Annotated in this window: 19 protein-coding genes; 8 read left to right on the top strand and 11 right to left on the bottom strand. The window is 73.9% G+C overall.

What is annotated here, in order from left to right; genetic code table 11:
* Window positions 1-4: 4 nt before the first annotated feature.
* The 5 genes from efeB to ASG41_RS14990 all read right to left on the bottom strand — a co-directional run bounded on the left by efeB (window position 5) and on the right by ASG41_RS14990 (window position 6,241).
* Window positions 5-1,276: an iron uptake transporter deferrochelatase/peroxidase subunit gene (gene efeB, locus ASG41_RS15010; RefSeq protein ID WP_200938958.1), complete on the bottom strand. Its 1,272-nt coding sequence runs from the start codon at window positions 1,274-1,276 to the stop codon at window positions 5-7.
* Window positions 1,277-1,310: 34 nt separating this feature from the next.
* The gene (efeO, locus tag ASG41_RS15005) at window positions 1,311-2,456 is read right to left on the bottom strand and encodes an iron uptake system protein EfeO (protein WP_056296293.1); all 1,146 of its coding nucleotides are present in this window, start codon (window positions 2,454-2,456) and stop codon (window positions 1,311-1,313) included.
* Complete coding sequence (efeU, locus tag ASG41_RS15000) at window positions 2,437-3,309, bottom strand: iron uptake transporter permease EfeU (protein ID WP_082556953.1); 873 nt, start codon at window positions 3,307-3,309, stop codon at window positions 2,437-2,439. The genes efeO and efeU overlap by 20 nt, the downstream gene beginning before the upstream one ends.
* A 200-nt stretch (window positions 3,310-3,509) precedes the next feature.
* The gene (katG, locus tag ASG41_RS14995) at window positions 3,510-5,774 is read right to left on the bottom strand and encodes a catalase/peroxidase HPI (protein WP_082556952.1); all 2,265 of its coding nucleotides are present in this window, start codon (window positions 5,772-5,774) and stop codon (window positions 3,510-3,512) included.
* Window positions 5,771-6,241: a Fur family transcriptional regulator gene (locus tag ASG41_RS14990; RefSeq protein ID WP_056296764.1), complete on the bottom strand. Its 471-nt coding sequence runs from the start codon at window positions 6,239-6,241 to the stop codon at window positions 5,771-5,773. The genes katG and ASG41_RS14990 overlap by 4 nt, the downstream gene beginning before the upstream one ends.
* Window positions 6,242-6,555: 314 nt before the next feature.
* Between ASG41_RS14990 and ASG41_RS14985 the strand changes: the two genes are divergently transcribed.
* Genes ASG41_RS14985 through ASG41_RS14970 form a run of 4 tightly spaced genes read left to right on the top strand, consistent with a single transcriptional unit; the run spans window position 6,556 to window position 10,103 of the window.
* Window positions 6,556-7,797 carry an acetyl-CoA C-acyltransferase gene (locus ASG41_RS14985; RefSeq protein WP_056296290.1) on the top strand — a complete coding sequence of 414 codons (1,242 nt, stop codon included), beginning with the start codon at window positions 6,556-6,558 and terminating at the stop codon, window positions 7,795-7,797.
* Window positions 7,794-8,642 carry a 3-hydroxyacyl-CoA dehydrogenase family protein gene (locus ASG41_RS14980; RefSeq protein ID WP_235564819.1) on the top strand — a complete coding sequence of 283 codons (849 nt, stop codon included), beginning with the start codon at window positions 7,794-7,796 and terminating at the stop codon, window positions 8,640-8,642. The genes ASG41_RS14985 and ASG41_RS14980 overlap by 4 nt, the downstream gene beginning before the upstream one ends.
* A gap of 10 nt (window positions 8,643-8,652) precedes the next feature.
* The gene (locus ASG41_RS14975) at window positions 8,653-9,435 is read left to right on the top strand and encodes an enoyl-CoA hydratase/isomerase family protein (protein ID WP_056296287.1); all 783 of its coding nucleotides are present in this window, start codon (window positions 8,653-8,655) and stop codon (window positions 9,433-9,435) included.
* Window positions 9,432-10,103, top strand: a complete 672-nt coding sequence (locus ASG41_RS14970) for a histidine phosphatase family protein (protein WP_157519430.1) — start codon at window positions 9,432-9,434, stop codon at window positions 10,101-10,103. Before ASG41_RS14975 ends, ASG41_RS14970 begins: the two co-directional genes overlap by 4 nt.
* Window positions 10,104-10,138: 35 nt before the next feature.
* Here the strand turns inward: ASG41_RS14970 and ASG41_RS14965 are convergent, their stop codons facing one another.
* Together ASG41_RS14965 and ASG41_RS14960 are read right to left on the bottom strand one after the other, a co-directional pair.
* Entirely contained in the window at window positions 10,139-10,348 is a 210-nt protein-coding gene (locus ASG41_RS14965; protein ID WP_056296754.1) for a hypothetical protein, read from the bottom strand.
* 127 nt (window positions 10,349-10,475) lie between these two features.
* Window positions 10,476-11,318, bottom strand: coding sequence for an aldo/keto reductase (locus ASG41_RS14960; RefSeq protein ID WP_056296286.1), 843 nt, complete (start codon window positions 11,316-11,318; stop codon window positions 10,476-10,478).
* Window positions 11,319-11,391: 73 nt separating this feature from the next.
* Here ASG41_RS14960 and ASG41_RS14955 point away from each other — a divergent pair, with 73 nt between their 5' ends.
* Together ASG41_RS14955 and ASG41_RS14950 are read left to right on the top strand one after the other, a co-directional pair.
* Entirely contained in the window at window positions 11,392-12,027 is a 636-nt protein-coding gene (locus ASG41_RS14955; protein WP_056296281.1) for an MBL fold metallo-hydrolase, read from the top strand.
* 48 nt (window positions 12,028-12,075) lie between these two features.
* Entirely contained in the window at window positions 12,076-12,360 is a 285-nt protein-coding gene (locus ASG41_RS14950; protein ID WP_056296279.1) for a hypothetical protein, read from the top strand.
* 45 nt (window positions 12,361-12,405) lie between these two features.
* On the opposite strand, the gene ASG41_RS14945 is transcribed toward ASG41_RS14950, so the two are convergent.
* The 3 genes from ASG41_RS14945 to ASG41_RS14935 all read right to left on the bottom strand — a co-directional run bounded on the left by ASG41_RS14945 (window position 12,406) and on the right by ASG41_RS14935 (window position 14,956).
* On the bottom strand, window positions 12,406-13,515 hold the full coding sequence (locus ASG41_RS14945; RefSeq protein WP_056296276.1) for a S9 family peptidase: 1,110 nt from the start codon (window positions 13,513-13,515) through the stop codon (window positions 12,406-12,408).
* 114 nt (window positions 13,516-13,629) lie between these two features.
* A complete protein-coding gene (locus ASG41_RS14940; protein ID WP_056296273.1) occupies window positions 13,630-14,103 on the bottom strand; it encodes a polyketide cyclase in 474 nt (157 codons plus the stop codon).
* Between the two features lie 112 nt (window positions 14,104-14,215).
* Window positions 14,216-14,956 carry a GntR family transcriptional regulator gene (locus ASG41_RS14935; protein ID WP_235564818.1) on the bottom strand — a complete coding sequence of 247 codons (741 nt, stop codon included), beginning with the start codon at window positions 14,954-14,956 and terminating at the stop codon, window positions 14,216-14,218.
* Between the two features lie 216 nt (window positions 14,957-15,172).
* Here ASG41_RS14935 and ASG41_RS14930 point away from each other — a divergent pair, with 216 nt between their 5' ends.
* Window positions 15,173-15,772 (top strand): TetR/AcrR family transcriptional regulator, encoded by a 600-nt coding sequence (locus ASG41_RS14930; protein ID WP_056296267.1) that lies wholly within the window; start codon window positions 15,173-15,175, stop codon window positions 15,770-15,772.
* A 77-nt stretch (window positions 15,773-15,849) separates the two neighbouring features.
* Window positions 15,850-16,425, top strand: a complete 576-nt coding sequence (locus ASG41_RS14925) for a TetR/AcrR family transcriptional regulator (RefSeq protein ID WP_056296264.1) — start codon at window positions 15,850-15,852, stop codon at window positions 16,423-16,425.
* Window positions 16,426-16,428: 3 nt separating this feature from the next.
* On the opposite strand, the gene ASG41_RS14920 is transcribed toward ASG41_RS14925, so the two are convergent.
* Window positions 16,429-17,682, bottom strand: a complete 1,254-nt coding sequence (locus ASG41_RS14920; RefSeq protein WP_235564817.1) for a metallophosphoesterase — start codon at window positions 17,680-17,682, stop codon at window positions 16,429-16,431.
* Window positions 17,683-17,737 lie beyond the last annotated feature (55 nt).

The following is a 17,737-nucleotide window of genomic DNA, read 5'->3' as shown; positions in this document are numbered from 1 at the left end:
CCGCTCAGCCGAAGAGCGCGCGCCCCCACCAGTCGTCGGGGCCCTGGACGCCCGGCGGGCAGGCGAAGACCGCCGAGGAGGTGTGCTGGACGTACTCGTTCATCGCGTCCAGCCGCAGGTTGCGCTGCACCTGGACGAACCCGGTCTCCGGCGCCGACTGGTAGCAGATGAAGAACAGCCCGGCGTCGAGGCGGCCCAGGCCGTCGGAGCCGTCGACGAAGCTGTAGCCGCGGCGCAGGATCGCCGTCCCCGAGTTGGTGGGGTGGGCCAGGAAGACGTGCGAGGTCTCCGGGACGGCGAACTCGCCGTCGACCTGGGCGGTGAAGTCGACCGGGTCGAACTCCCCGCGCTGGCCCAGCGGCGCGCCGCTGCCCTTCTTCCGGCCGATGGTCTGCTCCTGCTCGATGAGCGTGGAGGTGTCCCAGGGCTCGATCCGCATCCGGATGCGGCGGCTGACCAGGTAGGAGCCGCCGTCCATCCAGGACCCGGTCCCCGACACCCAGACGAACCGGTCCAGGGTCTCGGGCTGCTCGGCCTTGAGGTTGTCGGTGCCGTCCTTGAAGCCGAACAGGTTGCGCGGGGTCGCCTGGGCCGAGGAGGTGGACGACGTCCGGCCGAAGCCGAGCTGCGACCAGCGGACGCCGAGCACGCCGGCGGCCAGCCGGGACAGGTTGCGGATGGCGTGCACCGCGACCTGGGGGTCGTTGGCGCAGGCCTGCACGCAGACGTCGCCGCCGCTGATCGCCGGGTCGAGGGCGTCGCCGGGGAACGCGGGGAGCTCGGTGAGCTCGGCGGGCTGTCGGTCCGCGAGGCCGAAGCGGTCGACGCCCTCGGCGGTGCGGAAGAGGGTGGGGCCGAACCCGACGGTCAGGGTGAGCCCGGCCGGGGGCAGGTCGATGGCCTCGCCGGTGTCGTCCGGCGGGGCGTACTCGCTGCCCGCGGTGGCCCCGATGGGGCCGGCGTCCTGGCCCTGGGTCATCCGCCGGGCGGCGGCGGTCCAGGCCTGCAGCACCTCGACCAGGGCGTCCCGGTCGTCGGTGAGGACGTCGAAGGCCACGAAGTGCAGCCGGTCCTGGGCCGGGGTGACGATCCCGGCCTGGTGGGCGCCCTGGAACGCCACCGCCTCGGTGACGCCCGCACCGGCGGCGGCCGGCTCGTCGGCGGTGGCCCGCCCGATCACCCCGCCGGCCGCGCCGGCGGCGAGCACCCCTGCGGTGCCCGCGCCGGCGACGCCGAAGAACCGTCGACGGGACAACCCGCCCTGCTCGGCACCCACGACTGCTCCTCTGCCCGTCAACTCACCGGTCGGGTCACTGGTCGGCGACGACTGCCGCCACCTGGCTCACGGACTCGCTCAGCGCGGTGATGCTGTCGCTGAGACCGCGCAGCTGGTCCTCGGTGAGCGTGTCGTGCAACGCCCATCCGTCACCCTGACGGTACTGCTCCAGCTCGGCCTCCGTGGCGGCGAAGCGCTCGTCGATCTCGCCCACCAGCTCGGGGTCGGCCTCCTCCAGGAAGGGACGCAGCGCCTGGACGGCGGCCTCGGAGCCCTCGAGGTTGGCCGCGAAGTCCCACAGGTCGGTGTGCGAGTAGCGGTCCTCCTCGCCGGTGATCTTGCCGGTGGCGATCTCGTCGAGCAGGGCCTTGGCGCCGTTGGCCAGCTGCAGCGGGTCCAGGGTGACCTCGTTGGCCCGGGCGACGATCTCCTGCACGTTGGCCAGCAGGTCGTCGGCGTAGGGGCCCATGTCCGAGACGTCGCCGGTCTCCCACAGCGCCTGCTCGATGCGGTGGAAGCCGGTGAAGTCCTCGCCCTCGGCCTGGTCGCCCTCGCGGCCGTCGATCAGCGGGTCCAGGTCACCGAAGCTCTCGGCGACCGGCTCGATCCGCTCCCAGTAGGTGCGGGCGACCGGGAACAGCGCCTGCGCGGCCGGGACGTCACCGGCCTTGACGGCCTCGACGAACGCGGTGGTCTGCTCCAGCAGGGCGCCGGTCTGGCTCTGCACGTAGCGCTGGTAGTCCTCGCCGGCCTGCTGCAGGTTCTCGTCCTCGGACAGCTGCGCGGCCTCGCCGCTCACGACCAGGGCGTTGCGGATGCCGTCGCCGACCATGCCGGGCTTGCAGACGGTCTCGTAGTCCCCGGCGGGCAGCTCCACGAGCAGCTCGCGGGCGACCCCGGGGGCGATGTTCTCGACCTCGGCCATCACCCGGTCGCCCTCGGCGTAGACGTAGAACTCGGTGACCTTGCTGCCGGAGTTGGTCACCGTGAACTGGTGGGTGCCGGCCTCGAGCTCGCTGGTCGCGACGTCGCAGGTGTCGTCGCTGGCGGCGACGGCGATGTCGTCGCTGGCCTCCCCCGCCGTGGACCCGGAGTCGGTGGACCCCCCGCCGCAGGCGGCGAGCAGGGTGAGGGTCGCGAGGGAGGTCGCGGCGAGGGCGTTACGCAGGGGCGTCGACATGCTGGGTGCTCTCCGGGGTGGTCGTGCGGGGTGCCTGGGCGGCCGAGCGGCCGGGCAGGAGGAACAGGGCGAGCACCGGCACGAGGTAGGCCACGTAGGCCACCATCTCCAGCACCGTGGGCTGCGCCGAGACGTGGAAGACGCCGTCGAGGACCGCGCCCCACCAGCTGCCGGGGTCCAGCCAGCCGGAGGCGTCGTAGGCGTAGGTGGTGAGGCCGGGCAGCACGCCGGCCTCCTGGAAGTCGTGCACGCCGTACTTGAAGATCCCGGCCGCGATGAAGATCAGCAGCACACCCGAGACGGTGAAGAACCGGGACAGGTTGATCCGCACCGCACCGGCGTAGAGGGCGAAGCCCAGCACGACGGCGGTGGCCAGGCCCGCGAGCAGGCCGACCAGCGGGGTGGAGCTGACCGCGCCCTGCGCGGAGGCGAAGAAGAGCAGCGTCGTCTCCAGGCCCTCCCGGACCACCGAGGCGAACGCGATGCCCACGACGGCGCCCAGCCCCAGGCCGACGGCGTCGTCGAGCCGGCCGCGCAGCTCACCGGACAGCTTCCGGGCGGTGCGGCGCATCCAGAAGACCATCCAGGTCACCAGCGCGACGGCGATGACCGAGGTGATCGCGTCGAAGAGCTCCTGACCGGGCCCGCCGAGCACCGTCGTCGACACGTAGGACAGCGCGGCGCCGAACCCGACCGACAGCACCACGGCCGCGGCGACCCCGCCCCAGACCGGGAGCAGGTGCTGCCGACGGCCGGTCTTGACCAGGTAGGCGACCAGGACCGAGACGATGAGGACCATCTCCAGGCCCTCACGCAGACCGATGAGGTAGCTGGGGAAGAACACCGATCCCACGGGACACACCTCCTGGCACGACGACGCCCCCGGCCGGTCCGACTGAGGGCAGGCTGACCTTAGGCGCCGTCTGCCGGTACGTACAGGCCTGCCAGACAGTTCCCAGCGGGACCCTGGTCACGACGGCGCCCGGGCCGGTCCTGGTGAGGACCGACCCGGGCGTCGTGGGTGGAGCTGGGTAACCGCGGTTTACCCGACGGTCAGCGCTGCAGCTCGAACCGGTCGAGCTCCATGACCTTGGTCCACGCGGCCGCGAAGTCCTGGGCGAACTTCTCGGTGGTGTCGTCGGAGGAGTAGACCTCGACGATGCCGCGCAGGATGGCGTTGGAGTTGAACACCAGGTCGGCGGCGGTGGCCGTGCGCACCACGGTGCCCTCGGCGTCCACACCGTCGTAGACGCCCTCGTCGTCCCGCGAGGTCCGCCACGAGATGCCCAGGTCCAGCACCGTCCGGAAGAAGTCCTGGGACAGGACGCCGACCCGGTCGGTGAAGACACCGTGCTGCACGCCGCCGGTGTTGGCGCCGAGCACGCGGAGCCCGCCGACGAGGACCGTCATCTCCCGGGCGGTGAGGCCCAGGTTGAAGGCCTTGTCGACCAGCAGCTGCTCGGGCTGCAGCTTGCTGCCGGGCAGCAGGTAGCTGCGGAAGCCGTCGGCCTTGGGCTCGAGCCACCGGAAGTTCTCCGGGTCGGTCTGCTCCTGGGTGGCGTCGGTGCGGCCGGGGGTGAAGCCCACGGTCACCGGGACGCCGGCGTCGGCGGCGGCCTTCTCCACCGCGGCGGTGCCGGCGAGGACGACCAGGTCGGCGAAGGAGACCTTCTTGCCGGTCTCGGCCTCGAAGGCGGCCTGGACCGACTCGATGGCCGGCAGCACGTCGGCGACGCCGGCGTTGACCGCCCAGTCGACCTGCGGCTGGAGCCGGATGCGGCCGCCGTTGGCGCCACCGCGCTTGTCGGTGTCGCGGTAGGACGCCGCAGCCGACCAGGCGGTGTGCACCAGCTGGGACACGGTCGGGCCCGAGGCCAGCAGGCGCGCCTTGAGGTCGGCGATCTCCGCCTCGCCCACGAGCTCGTGGTCGACGGCCGGGACCGGGTCCTGCCAGATGAGCTCCTCGGCCGGGACGTCGGGGCCCAGGTAGCGGCTCTTGGGGCCCATGTCGCGGTGCAGCAGCTTGAACCAGGCGCGGGCGTAGACGTCGGCGAAGTACTCGGGGTTCTCGTAGAAGTTCCGCGAGATCTCCCGGAAGCCGGGGTCCACGACCAGGGCCATGTCGGCGGTGCTCATCATCGGGGCGTTGCGCTTGCCCTCGATGTGGGCGTCGGGGACGAGCTCCTGCGCCTCGGGGTTGGTCGGGCCCCACTGCTTGGCGCCGGCCGGGCTGAGGGTCTTCTCCCAGTCGTAGCTGAAGAGCATCTCGAAGTAGGTGTTGTCCCACTGCGTGGGCGTGGGGGTCCACGCGCCCTCGAGGCCGCTGGTGATGGTGTCGGCGCCCTTGCCGGTGCCGTACTGGCTGATCCAGCCCAGGCCGTTGCCGTGCACGGGGCAGCCGGAGGGCTCGGGGCCGACCAGCTCGGGGTCCCCGGCGCCGTGGGTCTTGCCGAAGGTGTGCCCGCCGGCGACGAGCGCGACGGTCTCCTCGTCGTTCATGCCCATCCGGCTGAAGGTGACCCGGATGTCGTGGGCCGAGCCCAGCGGGTCCGGCTTGCCCTGCGGGCCCTCGGGGTTGACGTAGATCAGGCCCATGGTGACGGCGGCGAGGTGGCCGTCCTCCAGGTCCAGCGGGGTGTCGTCGGCGTAGCGCTCGTCGCCGAGCCAGGTGTCCTCGGGGCCCCAGAAGACCTCGTTGGGCTGCCAGGAGTCCTTGCGGCCGAAGGCGAAGCCGAAGGTCGGCAGGCCCATGTCGTCGTGGGCGACGTTGCCGGCGAGCACGAGCAGGTCGGCCCAGGAGATCTTGCGGCCGTACTTCTGCTTGATCGGCAGCAGCAGGCGGCGGGCCTTGTCCAGGTTGGCGTTGTCGGGCCAGCTGTTGAGCGGGGCGAAGCGCTGTCCGCCCTCGCCGCCGCCACCGCGGCCGTCGGCGCTGCGGTAGGTGCCCGCGGCGTGCCAGGACATCCGGATGAACAGCGGGCCGTAGTGGCCCCAGTCGGCCGGCCACCAGTCCTGCGAGGTGCGCATGACCTGGACGAGGTCGCGCTTGAGCTCCTCGACGTCGAGCTTGGCGAACTCGGCGGCGTAGTCGAAGTCCGCGCCCAGCGGGTCGGCGTCGGCGGCGGAGCGGTCGAGCACCCGCAGGTCGACCTGGTTGGGCCACCAGTCCTGCACCGAGCGGGGACGCCCGCCGTGCACCGGCTCCGGCGCCTTGATCGCCGGGTTCTCGCTCTCGCTGGTGCTAGCGGACTCGGTCTTGGCGACCTCGGTCTTGTCGTAGTCGGCGGCGTCGACGGTGGACTTGTCGTACTCGGTCACGGAGTGCCTCTCTCTTCGGGACGGTCGAGCGGGAGCGGTTCGATCGGTGCGGCGGAGCACGAGGGGCACCGGCCCCAGTAGATGACCTCGGCCTCGTCGATGACGAAGCCGTGGTCCTGGGAGGGGCTCAGGCAGGGCGCCTCGCCGACGGCGCAGTCGACGTCGGCGATGACGCCGCAGGAGCGGCAGACGACGTGGTGGTGGTTGTCCCCGACGCGGGCCTCGTAGCGGGCCACCGAGCCGGAGGGCTCGATGCGCCGCACCAGGCCGGAGCCGGTCAGCACCTTGAGGACGTCGTAGACGGCCTGGTGGGAGACCTCGGGCAGCTGCTCCCGGACCCGCCGGATGACGGTGTCGGTGCTGGCGTGCGGGTTCTCCCGGACGACGGCGAGCACGGCCAGGCGCGGGCGGGTCACGCGCAGGGCGACCCCGCGCAGCGACTGCTCGAGCTCGGACGTCGTGGGCACCACCCGAGCATGCCGGTTGTTCTTGAACGAGTCAAGGAAAGACCGGGTGGCCGCCGGACGACGGGACGGGGCAGGACCCGTTGACAGCGCGGGGGCCGGTCGCCACGGTGTCCGCGACACGGGGACCGCGGCCCGCCTCCGGACGCCGTGTCCCCGGCAGGGGTCGGCGGCGACGGGGCAGGTCGCCGACGCGCCCACGGTCCCCGCTCCCCCGGTCCCGCTGGACGGGAGCGGGGACTTGCCCGGCCCGTCGTCCTGCACGAGGGTGGGCATTACTGACCGCACGGTCAGTGAACCGGTCCTGAGGAGCGACGATGGCGTCCACCCGCGAGGTCTTCCTGGTCGACGGGGTGCGCACACCCCAGGGCCGCTACGGCGGCGCACTGGCCGGCATCCGGCCCGACGACCTGGCCGCGCTGGTGGTCGCCGAGGTGCTGCGCCGCTCGGGCGCGCCCGCCGACGCCGTCGAGGAGGTCGTGCTGGGCGCGGCCAACCAGGCCGGCGAGGACAACCGGGACGTCGCCCGGATGGCCGTGCTGCTGGCCGGGCTGCCCGACACCGTGCCCGGCTACACGACCAACCGGCTGTGCGCCTCGGGGCTGACCGCCACCGCCTCGGCCGCGGCGTCGATCCGGGCCGGCGAGCTGGACCTGGCGATCGCCGGCGGCGTCGAGTCGATGACCCGGGCGCCCTGGGTGATGGCCAAGCCGGGCACCCCGTGGGCCCGCCCGGGCGAGGTCGTGGACACCTCGCTGGGCTGGCGGTTCACCAACCCGGTCTTCGCCGCCGCCGACCGCGCCGTCGAGCACCCGGAGGACCCGGCCACCCGCAAGGTGACGCTGTCGATGGGCGAGACCGCCGAGGAGATCGCCGCGCTGGACGGCTGGACCCGGGACGACTGCGACGCCTTCGCCGTCCGCAGCCACACCCGCGCGGTCGCCGCCCAGGAGGCCGGACGGTTCGACGCCGAGGTGCTCGCCGTGGAGGTGCCCGGCAGGAAGGGCAGCACCACCGTCAGCGCCGACGAGGGCCCCCGCCCGGGCTCCTCGATGGAGTCCCTCGCCACGCTCAAGCCGGTCTTCCGCACCGGCGGCGTGGTCACCGCGGGCAACAGCTCCCCGCTCTCGGACGGCGCCGCCGCCCTGGTGCTGGCCAGCGCCGACGCCGTCGAGCGGCACGGGCTGACCCCGCGCGCCCGGGTCGTGGTCTCGGCCAGCGCCGGCGTCGCGCCGAACGTGATGGGCCTGGGACCGGTGCCCGCGACCGAGAAGGCACTGGCCAAGGCCGGCTGGACCGTCGCCGACCTGGACGCCGTCGAGCTCAACGAGGCCTTCGCCGCCCAGTCCCTCGGGGTGCTGAGGCGCCTGGGGATCGACGAGGAGGTCGTCAACGCCGACGGTGGCGCGATCGCCCTGGGCCACCCGCTGGGCTGCTCCGGCGCCCGACTGCTGGTCACCCTGATGGGCCGCCTGGAGCGCGAGGGCGGCCGGCGCGGGCTGGCCACGCTGTGCGTCGGCGTCGGCCAGGGCGTGTCGATGCTCGTGGAGCGGGTGTGACCCCGCGGCAGGTCGGCGTCGTCGGCGGCGGGCGGATGGGCGGCGGGATCGCCCAGGGCCTGCTGGGCACCGGCGCGCAGGTCCACGTCGTCGAGGCCGGGGACGAGGCGGCCGAGGCCGCGCGGGCCCGGATCGCCGCCGGGCTCGAGGAGGCCGACCGGCGCGGCAAGCTCACCGGGACCGTCGAGGAGTCGCTGTCCCGGCTGGTCCTGGTGGACACCCCCGCCGACCTGCCGCCGGGCCTGTCGCTGGTGGTCGAGGCGGTGCCCGAGGTGCCGGCGCTGAAGATCGAGGTGCTGCGCGCCGCCGAGGCCGCGATCGGCCCGGACGCGGTGCTGGCCACCAACACCAGCTCGCTGTCGGTGACCGAGCTGGCCGCGGCCCTGCAGCGCCCGGCCCGGCTCGTCGGCATGCACTTCTTCAACCCGGTCCCGGCGTCGAAGCTGGTCGAGGTCGTCGTGGCCGCCGAGACCGCCGACGACGTCGTCGCGACCGCGCAGGCGTGGGTGCGCGAGCTGGGCAAGACCGACGTCGTCGTCCGGGACTCCCCCGGGTTCGCCTCCTCCCGGCTGGGTGTGCTGCTGGGCCTGGAGGCGATCCGGATGCTGGAGGAGGGCGTGGCCTCCGCGGAGGCCATCGACCAGGCCATGGAGCTGGGCTACCGGCACCCCATGGGCCCGCTGCGCTCGACCGACCTGGTCGGGCTGGACGTGCGGCTGGCGATCGCCGAGTACCTGGCCGGGGAGCTGGGCGACCGCTTCGCCCCGCCGCAGCTGCTGCGTGACAAGGTGGCCGCCGGTGACCTGGGCCGCAAGACCGGCCGCGGGTTCCACGACTACTCCTGAGGGGACGACGATGTCTCAGAGCCAGACCGTCACGCGCACGGACGCCGACGGCGTCGCCACGATCACGCTGCTGGTGCCGGGCCTGTCCCGGCAGTCCCGGGCCGACCTGACCGAGACGATCCGGGCGGTCGCTGCGGACGAGTCGGTGCGCGCGGTGGTGCTCACCGGCTCGGGCCGGGCGTTCTGCGTCGGGCAGGACCTGGCCGAGCACGTCCAGGCGCTGCGCGGGGACGCCAGCACCTCCCTGGACGTCGTCGCGGACTCCTACAACCCGATGGTGCTGGCGTTCGCCGCGCTGCGGGTGCCCACCGTGGTCGCGGTCAACGGCGCGTGCGTGGGCGCCGGGCTGGGCCTGGCGCTGCGCGGTGACCTGCGGGTCGCCGCCGCCGGGGCCAAGTTCGGCACCGCGTTCGCCGGCATCGGGCTGGGCAGCGACTCCGCGCTGGCCTCGGCGCTGGTGCACTCGGTGGGCGGCTCGCGGGCCACCGAGCTCCTGCTCTTCCCGGACACCTTCACCGCGGAGACGGCCGGCGAGTGGGGCCTGGTGCACCACGTGGTGCCCGCCGAGGACGTGCTGGCCACCGCCCAGCAGCTGGCGGGGCGGCTGGCGGCCGGCCCGACGGCGGCCTACCGGGCGATCAAGGAGGTCCTGGCGACGGCGGCCACCGACTCCCTGGAGGACACCCTGGCGCTGGAGGGGCGGCTGCAGAAGGCCCTGGGGCAGACGCACGACCACATCGAGGCGGTCGAGGCGTTCCTGGCCAAGCGGGCCCCGGACTTCACCGGCCGGTGACCGGTCCGCTGCCCGCGGGCCGGCTGCTGCTGGTCCGGCACGGCCAGTCCGAGGCCAACGTGGCCCTGCGGCTGGACTCGCTGCCGCCGGGTGCCCCGCTGACCGGCGACGGACAGGAGCAGGCCCGGGTGCTGGTGGAGACGCTGGCGGACACGCCGGTGTCGGCCGTGCTGGCCTCCCGGGCGACCCGGGCGCAACAGACGGCGGCCCCCCTGGCAGCGGCGCTCGGGCTGGACGTCGAGGTGGTCGACGGCGTCCAGGAGACGTTCGTCGGCGACCTCGAGGGACGGGCCGGGTGGCCGGTGCTGGAGGAGTACGACCGGGCCTACGGCCAGTGGTTCGCCGGCAGCCCGGGTGTCCGCCCGCCCGGGGGCGAGAGCGGCACGGAGGTGCTGGACCGGTACCTGCCCGTGGTGGCGCACCTGCGCGCGCGGCTGGAGGCCGATCCGCAGCGGTCGGTGGTGCTGGTCAGCCACGGGGCGGCGATCCGGTGGGTCACCACGTCGGTGTCCGACGTGCCCGCGGCGTTCGCGGTGTCCACGCACCTGGCGAACACCGAGCTGGTGGTCCTGGCGCCGGTCGGCGCGCAGGGGTGGGTCTGCGAGCGCTACGGCCCGCACGTGCCGCCCTTCCGCGCCGTCGACACCACGGTGGCGCCGCCGGTCTGACCCGGGTCGGCCGGGTCGGTCCGTCCTGGTCGGGGTCAGTACAGGAGGTCCGCGCAGGCCTCGCAGGACTCGGCGTCGGCGCCGTCCCAGCGCTGCTCGACGTCGACGCGGGCCAGGGCGCCACAGACGGCGACCTCGCAGGCGCCGTCGACCTCGGAGGGGCTGCGGTGCAGTTCGACGGCGTGCCACAGGCCCGAGGTGCGGCCCTGGGCGGCGGCGAGGGTGAGGACGAGTTCGCTGGTCATGACCCCACCGTCGGCGTCTGCGCGGGTGATGTGCAGCCGCGTCACTGACGAACTCACCCGGACGGGTTGGTCAGGATCTCGCCCTCAAGGCCGGGAACGCGCAGGTGTGCATGCGTGTCCGCGACCCTCAGAACTCCTCCCAGGTGGCCGGGTCCTGCCGGGGATCGGTCCGCTCACCGGTCGCCAGGGTGTCCATCCGGGCCAGGTCGTCCTCGCCGAGGGCGAACCCGAAGACGTCGAGGTTCTCCCGCAGCCGCTCCACCGAGCTGGCCTTGGGGAAGGTCACCAGACCCTGCTGGACGTGCCAGCGCAGCACCACCTGGGCCGGGGTGACGCCGTGCTCGGCGGCGATCCCGGTGACGACGTCGTCGGTGAGCAGGTCGCCGCCGTTGGCCAGCGGGGACCAGGACTCGGTGACGATGCCGCGCCGGTCGTTCTCGGCGCGCAGCTCACGCTGGGGCAGCCGGGGGTGCACCTCGATCTGGTTGACCGCCGGGACGGTGCTGGCCTCCTCGCCCAGGCGGGCCAGGTGCTCGGGCAGGAAGTTGGAGACGCCGACCGCCCGGGTCAGTCCTTCGGCGGCCAGCTCCTGCAGGGCCTGCCAGGACTCCACGTAGCGGTCCAGCCGGGGCAACGGCCAGTGCACGATGTACAGGTCCACGTGGTCGAGCTGCAGGCGGCGCAGGCTGTCGGTGAGGGCCTGCTTGGCCTGGGCGTACCCCTGGTCGGCGCCGCGCAGCTTGGTGGAGACGAACACCTCCCCCCGCGGCAGGCCGGCGTCGCGCAGGCCCTGCCCCACGCCCACCTCGTTCTCGTACTCGGCCGCGGTGTCGACGAACCGGTATCCGACGGCGAGGGCCTCGCGGACGATGCGGCGGATCTCCTCGTCGCCGACCCGGGCGGTGCCCAGGCCCAGCTGCGGGATCTCGACGCCGTTGTCCAGCCGGACGGTGGGGGTGGGTGTCGTCACCGTCCCCTCCTGCCCCGTCCGGTCGTCCGGGGAAACCCAGCGGACCGGCGCGGACCGACATAGCGTCGGGCGCATGCAGCTCACCAAGCACGGTCACGCCTGCGTCGTCCTCTCCGACGGCGACCGGCGCCTGGTCCTGGACCCCGGGTCCCTCACCGAGGAGAGCGCCTGGGCCGGCGCCACGGCGGTGCTCATCACCCACGAGCACGTCGACCACCTCGACGTCAGCCGCACGAAGCAGGCCCTCGCCGACGACCCGGCCCTGGAGGTCTGGACCAACCGCTCGGTCGCCGAGCAGCTGGACGCCGGTGACCGGGTGCACGTCGTCGGCCACGGGGACGCCTTCACCGCCGCCGGCTTCGACGTGCAGGCCCACGGCGAGTTCCACGCCGTCATCCACCCCGACATCCCGCGGATCGCCAACGTCGGCTTCCTCGTCGACGGGCAGGTGTTCCACCCCGGTGACGCGCTCACCGACCCCGGCGTCGCCGTCCCGACGCTGCTGCTGCCCCTGCACGCGCCCTGGTCGAAGACCGGGGAGCTGATCGACTACCTGCGCCAGGTGGCCGCCCCGCAGGCCTACGCCGTGCACGACGGGCTGCTGAACGACACCGGTCTCGGCGCCATCACCGGGATGGTCGGCGAGCGCGGTCCGGGCACCCCGACGACGGTCACCCGGATCGCGCCCGGGGAGTCCGTGACGGTCTGAGTGCAGGCCCACGCTTCGTCGTCGGTGCGCGTGGGGTAGACCGTGCACATGCCAGCTGAGGACGCCCGTGAGGACTACGACATCGAGGAGCAGGGCGACCACGAGTACGTCGTGCGGCTCGTGGACCAGGGAGAGACCGTCGAGACCTGGTTCCGGCTGAGCCCGGCCGCTCTGGACCGGCTCGGGGTCAGCGAGGACGACGAGGAGGACCTCGTCGCCCGGACCGTGGACTTCCTGAAGAAGCACCAGGACGTCGCGGACTTCCCCGACATCGTCGAGATCGAGGACCTGCTGGCCAGCTACGACGACTACGAGGACGCCGTCTCCAGCTGAGCCGTCGCCCCGGTGCCCGCGGGACCGGGGTCAGAGGGTGCTGGGTCAGAGGGTGCTGGGCACCCCGGTCAGCCGGGGTGCCAGCCAGCGGGCGACGGCGAGGTACTTCTCGTCGGCGTGGTTGTCGACGCAGTGGTCGCCGTCGGCCCACTCCTGCCACGTCTTGTCCGTCGAGGCGGACAGGTCGTGGATGGGCCGGGCGTTGGCGATCTTGAAGACGGCGTCCCGCTTGCCGTGCTGGACCAGCAGCGGGCAGGTCAGCCCGGCCAGCGTCGCGGCGTCCAGCTCGAGGTCGTCCATCAGGGTCTTCGCGCCGTCGGCGTCGTCGGCCATGCCGAGCATCGCCTGCACCTTGGACAGGAACCGCGGGAAGCGGGTGTGCGTCTCGCTGGGCCGCACGGTGCCGCCGGTGACCACGCAGGCGGCGATCCGGTCGTCCCGGGCGGCGAGCAGGGCGGCGAGGTGGCCGCCCATGCTGTTGCCCCAGACGGCGACCCGGTCCCCGAGCCGGTCGTCGGCCAGCACGTGGCTCACGGCGGCGGACAGCGCGAGCTGGACGTCGCGGTCCAGGTGCAGGCCACCCAGCACCCGGGTCTCGCCCTGGCCGGGGGCGTCCAGCAGGAACAGCGCGACCCCGCGGTCGCGGACCAGCTCGGCACCGGCGGCGTACTCCTCGCGCCAGGCGTCCATGCCGCCCAGCACCATGACGACCGGTGGCCGGACGGCGCCGTGCGGGCGCAGCAGCCAGCCGCGCAGGCTCTTCCCGGCCCACGGCACCTCGACGTGCTCGGCCGGTGGGTCCAGCAGCGCGCCGGCGGCGCCGAAGGAGTCGACCAGGTCGCGGTACAGCGCCTGCTTGGCGGGGCCGTCCTCCAGCGGGATCTGGCCGAAGCTGTAGCAGGCCGCCGCACGCAGGAACCTGTCCCGGGCGGTGGCGGTGTCCCCGACCTCCATCGCGGCGACGGCGGCGCGGGTCTGCCGGGCGGCGAGCCTGCCGGCGACGTCGGACCACGCGGAGCCGGCGGACACCCCGGCGTGCAGGGCGTCGGCGTCCCCGGCCTGCATGCCGTTGCCGACCATCCGGTGGCGGGGCATCGCGCGGATCAGCGCCGCGGCGGCGGCCTGCCACTCGACGGCCTGGACGACGGCGCTCATCGGGGCACGCTCGTGCGGGGTGCTGCGGGGCTCACGCCGTCCTCCTCGGGGCGGGCCGCGTCACTCGACCCTCTCCTGGTCAACGGTAGAGCTGACGCAGGGTTCCCGCCGGGTTCAGCCCCGACCGTCCACCTGGGCGATGTGCTCGGGCAGCTTGGCGAGCTCGCCGTCCACGGTGCGCTGGACCATGCGCCGGGTGGCGTTCCTCTGCACGAAGCGGACCAGCCCCGAGCCGCCGCGGGGCTGGTGGGTGACGGTGATGGTGACGTCGGTGCCCTCGCTGCCGCCCTTGCCGGCGTCGGCGAGCTCGATCTTCGTCGTCCAGGTCTCCGGCGTGAGGTCCAGCCTGGTGACGACGACCCGGGCCGGCGTCCACTCGACGATGGTGCCCTTCGGCGCTCCCTCGTCCGGCGCGCGCCCCTCGTCGAGCCGGCCGGGCGCGCAGACGAACGTCGTCCCGGTGCCGGCCGGGCCGTCGGCGACGTAGGAGACGTCGCAGACCGCGCAGTAGGGGTGCAGGACGGCGAGCGCGCGCCAGACGTCCTCGCGGCGGTCGGGCACGCGGCGGGTACCGCTGGCGGTGGTCATGCGGCTCCAGACGTCGGGTGCGGCGGCGTCCCCGACGGTATCCGGCCTGGCTGGGTGACCTGCCTCGCGTCCGCGGTGGGCGGCGGGTGGGCGGTGGGCCGGCCGGTGCCGCTCAGCGACCGTTGACCGACACCTCGAACTCGACCTGGCTGACGTCGGGCCGCAGCCGGGAGAACGAGTGCACCAGCGGCCGGCCCGCGGTGTCGCGCACCGTCGTGCGGACGACGAGCAGCGGGGAGCCGGCGACGACCTGCAGCACGTCGGCCTCCTCGACCCCGGCGGTGCCGACGTCGACGACCAGGCGTGCGTGGGCGAGGTCGGCCTCGTACTCGCGGCGGAGGAACTCGTAGAGCGAGCCGTGCCCGAAGTCCTCGGTGGCGGCCTTGGGGTAGGCCTCGGCGGGCAGGAAGGAGCGCACCACGTGGTTGGGCAGCCCGTCCACCGACCGCAGGCGCACCAGCTCCACGACCTCGTCGGCCGGGTCCAGCAGCAGCTCGGTGGCCACCGGGACGGGCGCGGGGACGACGTGCTGCTGGAGCACCGTCGTCCCCACCTGGGCGCCCTGCTCGGTCATCACGGAGTGGAACCCGGCGATCCGGTGGACGAAGCTCTCGCGGTACTCGTGGCGGATGCCCGGCCGGGTCACGTAGGTGCCGCGCCCCTGCTCGCGCACCAGGTGGCCGTCGGCCACGAGGCCGTCGACGGCCCGGCGCAGGGTGATCCGGCTGACGCCGTACTCCTCGCAGAGCACGGGCTCCGGCGGCAGCAGGGCGTGCTCGGGCAGTCCGGCGACCCGTCGGCGCAGGTGCTCTCGGACCGCGAGGTACTTGGGACCTGCTTCCGGGCTCGCCACGACCGAAAGGTACTCGATCAGGAGACGTCTAGACGTCATGACGTCGCACGGCATTTGAGGGCAGGAGGGATCCGTTTCGGTACCGATCCCGTCACCAGGAAGCGGAACAGGATCGCGCACAACGCACCTGGGATCGATGCCATGCGGCTGTGACGCAGGCCGAGCACGGGTCTACCCTGCGACGCGCCCCGCCCCCACGTGCGTCAGGACGCCTCGATGGACCCCCAGCAGGCCACCCCCCGGCCGGCCGGTCGACCCCGCGACCCCGGCCTCGACATCGCCATCCGCACCGCCGCCATCGAGCTCATCGGTGAGGGCGGCATCGAGGCGTGCGCCCTGGACGAGGTGGCCCGCCGGGCCGGCGTCGGCAAGGCGACCATCTACCGGCGCTGGGCCAGCAAGGACGCCCTCGTCGTCGACGCCTTCCGGTACTCCCCGCCCATGGAGGTCCCCAGCACGGACCAGGGCAGCCTGGCCGCCGACGCCCGCGCACTGCTCGCCGGCCTGGTCGCGTCGCTGGAGACCCCGCTCGCGCTGGCCACCCGACAGCTGATGCCGATGCTGGCCAGCCACCCCGAGATCGCCGAGGTCTACCGAACGCGCTTCGCCGGGGCCTGGACCCAGGCGATGGACGACGTCCTCGCCCGGGCGGAGGCCCGCGGCGAGGTGGCCCCCGGCGCCTTCCCGGTGCTCGCCCTGCGCGCCGCCTCCGCCCTGGTGACCCAGCGGTGGCTGATGCACGTCGGCACGCCCGACGAGGCCCTCGTCGACCAGCTCGTCGAGGCCCTCGTCGTCCCCCACCTGGCGACCGCCTGACCCACTGCGGGGATACCGAGACCCGTGGGGCCCGACCCGGCTCGGCCGCTCCGGCGGCCACCTGTCACCATGCCACCGTGACCAGGGAGGACTGGCGGGAGAAGAAGCGCGGCGCCACCCGCCTGCGCCTCTCCCAGGCTGCCTTCGCCCTCTTCGAGCGGGACGGGTACGAGGCCACCTCGGTCGGGGACATCGCCACCGCCGCCGACGTGTCGGTGCCGACCTTCTACGCCTACTTCCGCACCAAGGAGCACGTCGTGTTCCCCGACCAGGACGGCGCCTGGATCGCCGGCCTGCTCACCGAGCAGCCCGCGGACCTGCCGCTGCCCGAGCGCGTCCGCCGCGGTCTGCAGCGCCTGGTCGCCCAGCTCACCGAGAGCGACGCGCAGGCCCTGCTGCACCGCTGGCGGCTCGCCCTCACCGTCCCGGCGCTGCGCTCCCGCGGGGCCGACCGGGAGACCGCGTCCACCGCGGCGCTGGTCGACGTGCTGGGCATCGACCTGTCCACCTCCGAGGGCGCCGCCCAGGTCGTCGTCATCGGGGCGTGCATGGCGGCCTCGACGACGGCGTTCCTGCGCTGGGCCGCCACCGACGGCGAACGGGACCTCGGCGAGCTGGTCGACGAGGCCTTCGAGGCGCTCCGCTCGATCTGAGCCTCAGGCCGGCTGCAGCTCGATGACGGTGACCTCCGGCCGGGCGCCGACCCGCATCGGCGGACCCCAGTACCCGGCCCCGGCCGTCACGTAGAGCTGGGTGTCGCCCTGCCGGGACAGCCCCTCCACGGCCGGCTGGTCCAGCAGCACCGCGTAGTCGAAGGGCCACAGCTGCCCGCCGTGGGTGTGCCCGGACAGCTGCAGGTCCACCCCGGCGGCCCGGGCCTGCTCGACCTGCACCGGCTGGTGGGCCAGCAGCACCACCGGGCGGCTGTCGTCCCGGCCGTCCAGCGCCGCGTCCAGGTCGGCGCCGTGGCCGGGCAGCCCGGACTCCGCGGCCGTCCGGTCGTCGATGCCGGCCAGGTCGAAGGAGGCCCCCGACCGGCCCAGCTCGACCCGCTCGTTGCGCAGCACGTCCACACCCAGGGTGGGCAGGTGCCGCAGCCAGTCCTCGGTGTCGGGCACGAAGTACTCGTGGTTGCCGGTCACGAAGAACGCGCCCTGCCGGCTGACCAGGTCACCCAGCGGCGCGACGTCCTCACGCAGCTCGGACAGCGACCCGTCCACCAGGTCCCCGACGATCGCGACGACGTCGGGCTGCTGGGCGTTGACCGTCTCCACCAGCCGCTCGAACCGGCGTCCGCCGTAGGTCGCGGACAGGTGCCCGTCGGAGAAGGTGACGACCGTGTAGCCGGCCAGCTCCGGGGCCAGCCCGGCGATCCGGATCGGCACCCGGCGCACCACCGGTGCCGAGTTCGCCGCCCACGCGCCGTAGCCGGCGGTGCTCAGTGCCGCGACGCCCGCGGTCACCGCCAGCGAGCGGGCCAGGAACAACCGCCGGGAGACGTCGGCCGGCGCTGCGGCCGGCACTGCGGTCGGCTCGGCGGTCGGCTCGGCGGTCGGCTCGGCGTCGGGCTCGGGACCCGGCGCGGTGGCCGGCTCCGCGGCGGGGGCGGGGGCGGGGGCGGGGGCACGGCGGCGCTGCACCGCCCGCAGCACCCAGCGGACCGGCTCCAGCACCAGCAGCGCCAGGAAGGCGTAGAACGCCACCCCCAGCCAGCTGTAGCCCACCCAGTCCAGCGGCCCCTGCACGGAGAACGGCAACGACCGGCGGCCGACCACCGCTGCCGTGGGCAGCACTGCGAGGACGACGGTCAGCACGGTGAGCCAGCGGCGCAGCCGACCCGGGCGAGTCGTGCTGCGGACCAGCCGCAGCCAGAGGAACGCGTGCAGCAGCAGCATCGCGAGCAGGACCACGGAGCCGAAGCCCAGCAGGGCGATCAGGGACAGGGGGTGCTCCAGTCAGAGGGGT

The organism is Modestobacter sp. Leaf380 (genome assembly GCF_001424485.1).
Classification (GTDB): Bacteria; Actinomycetota; Actinomycetes; order Mycobacteriales; family Geodermatophilaceae; genus Klenkia.
The sequence above is the reverse complement of the archived record's forward strand: the minus strand, read 5'-3'. Positions and strand labels throughout refer to the sequence as shown.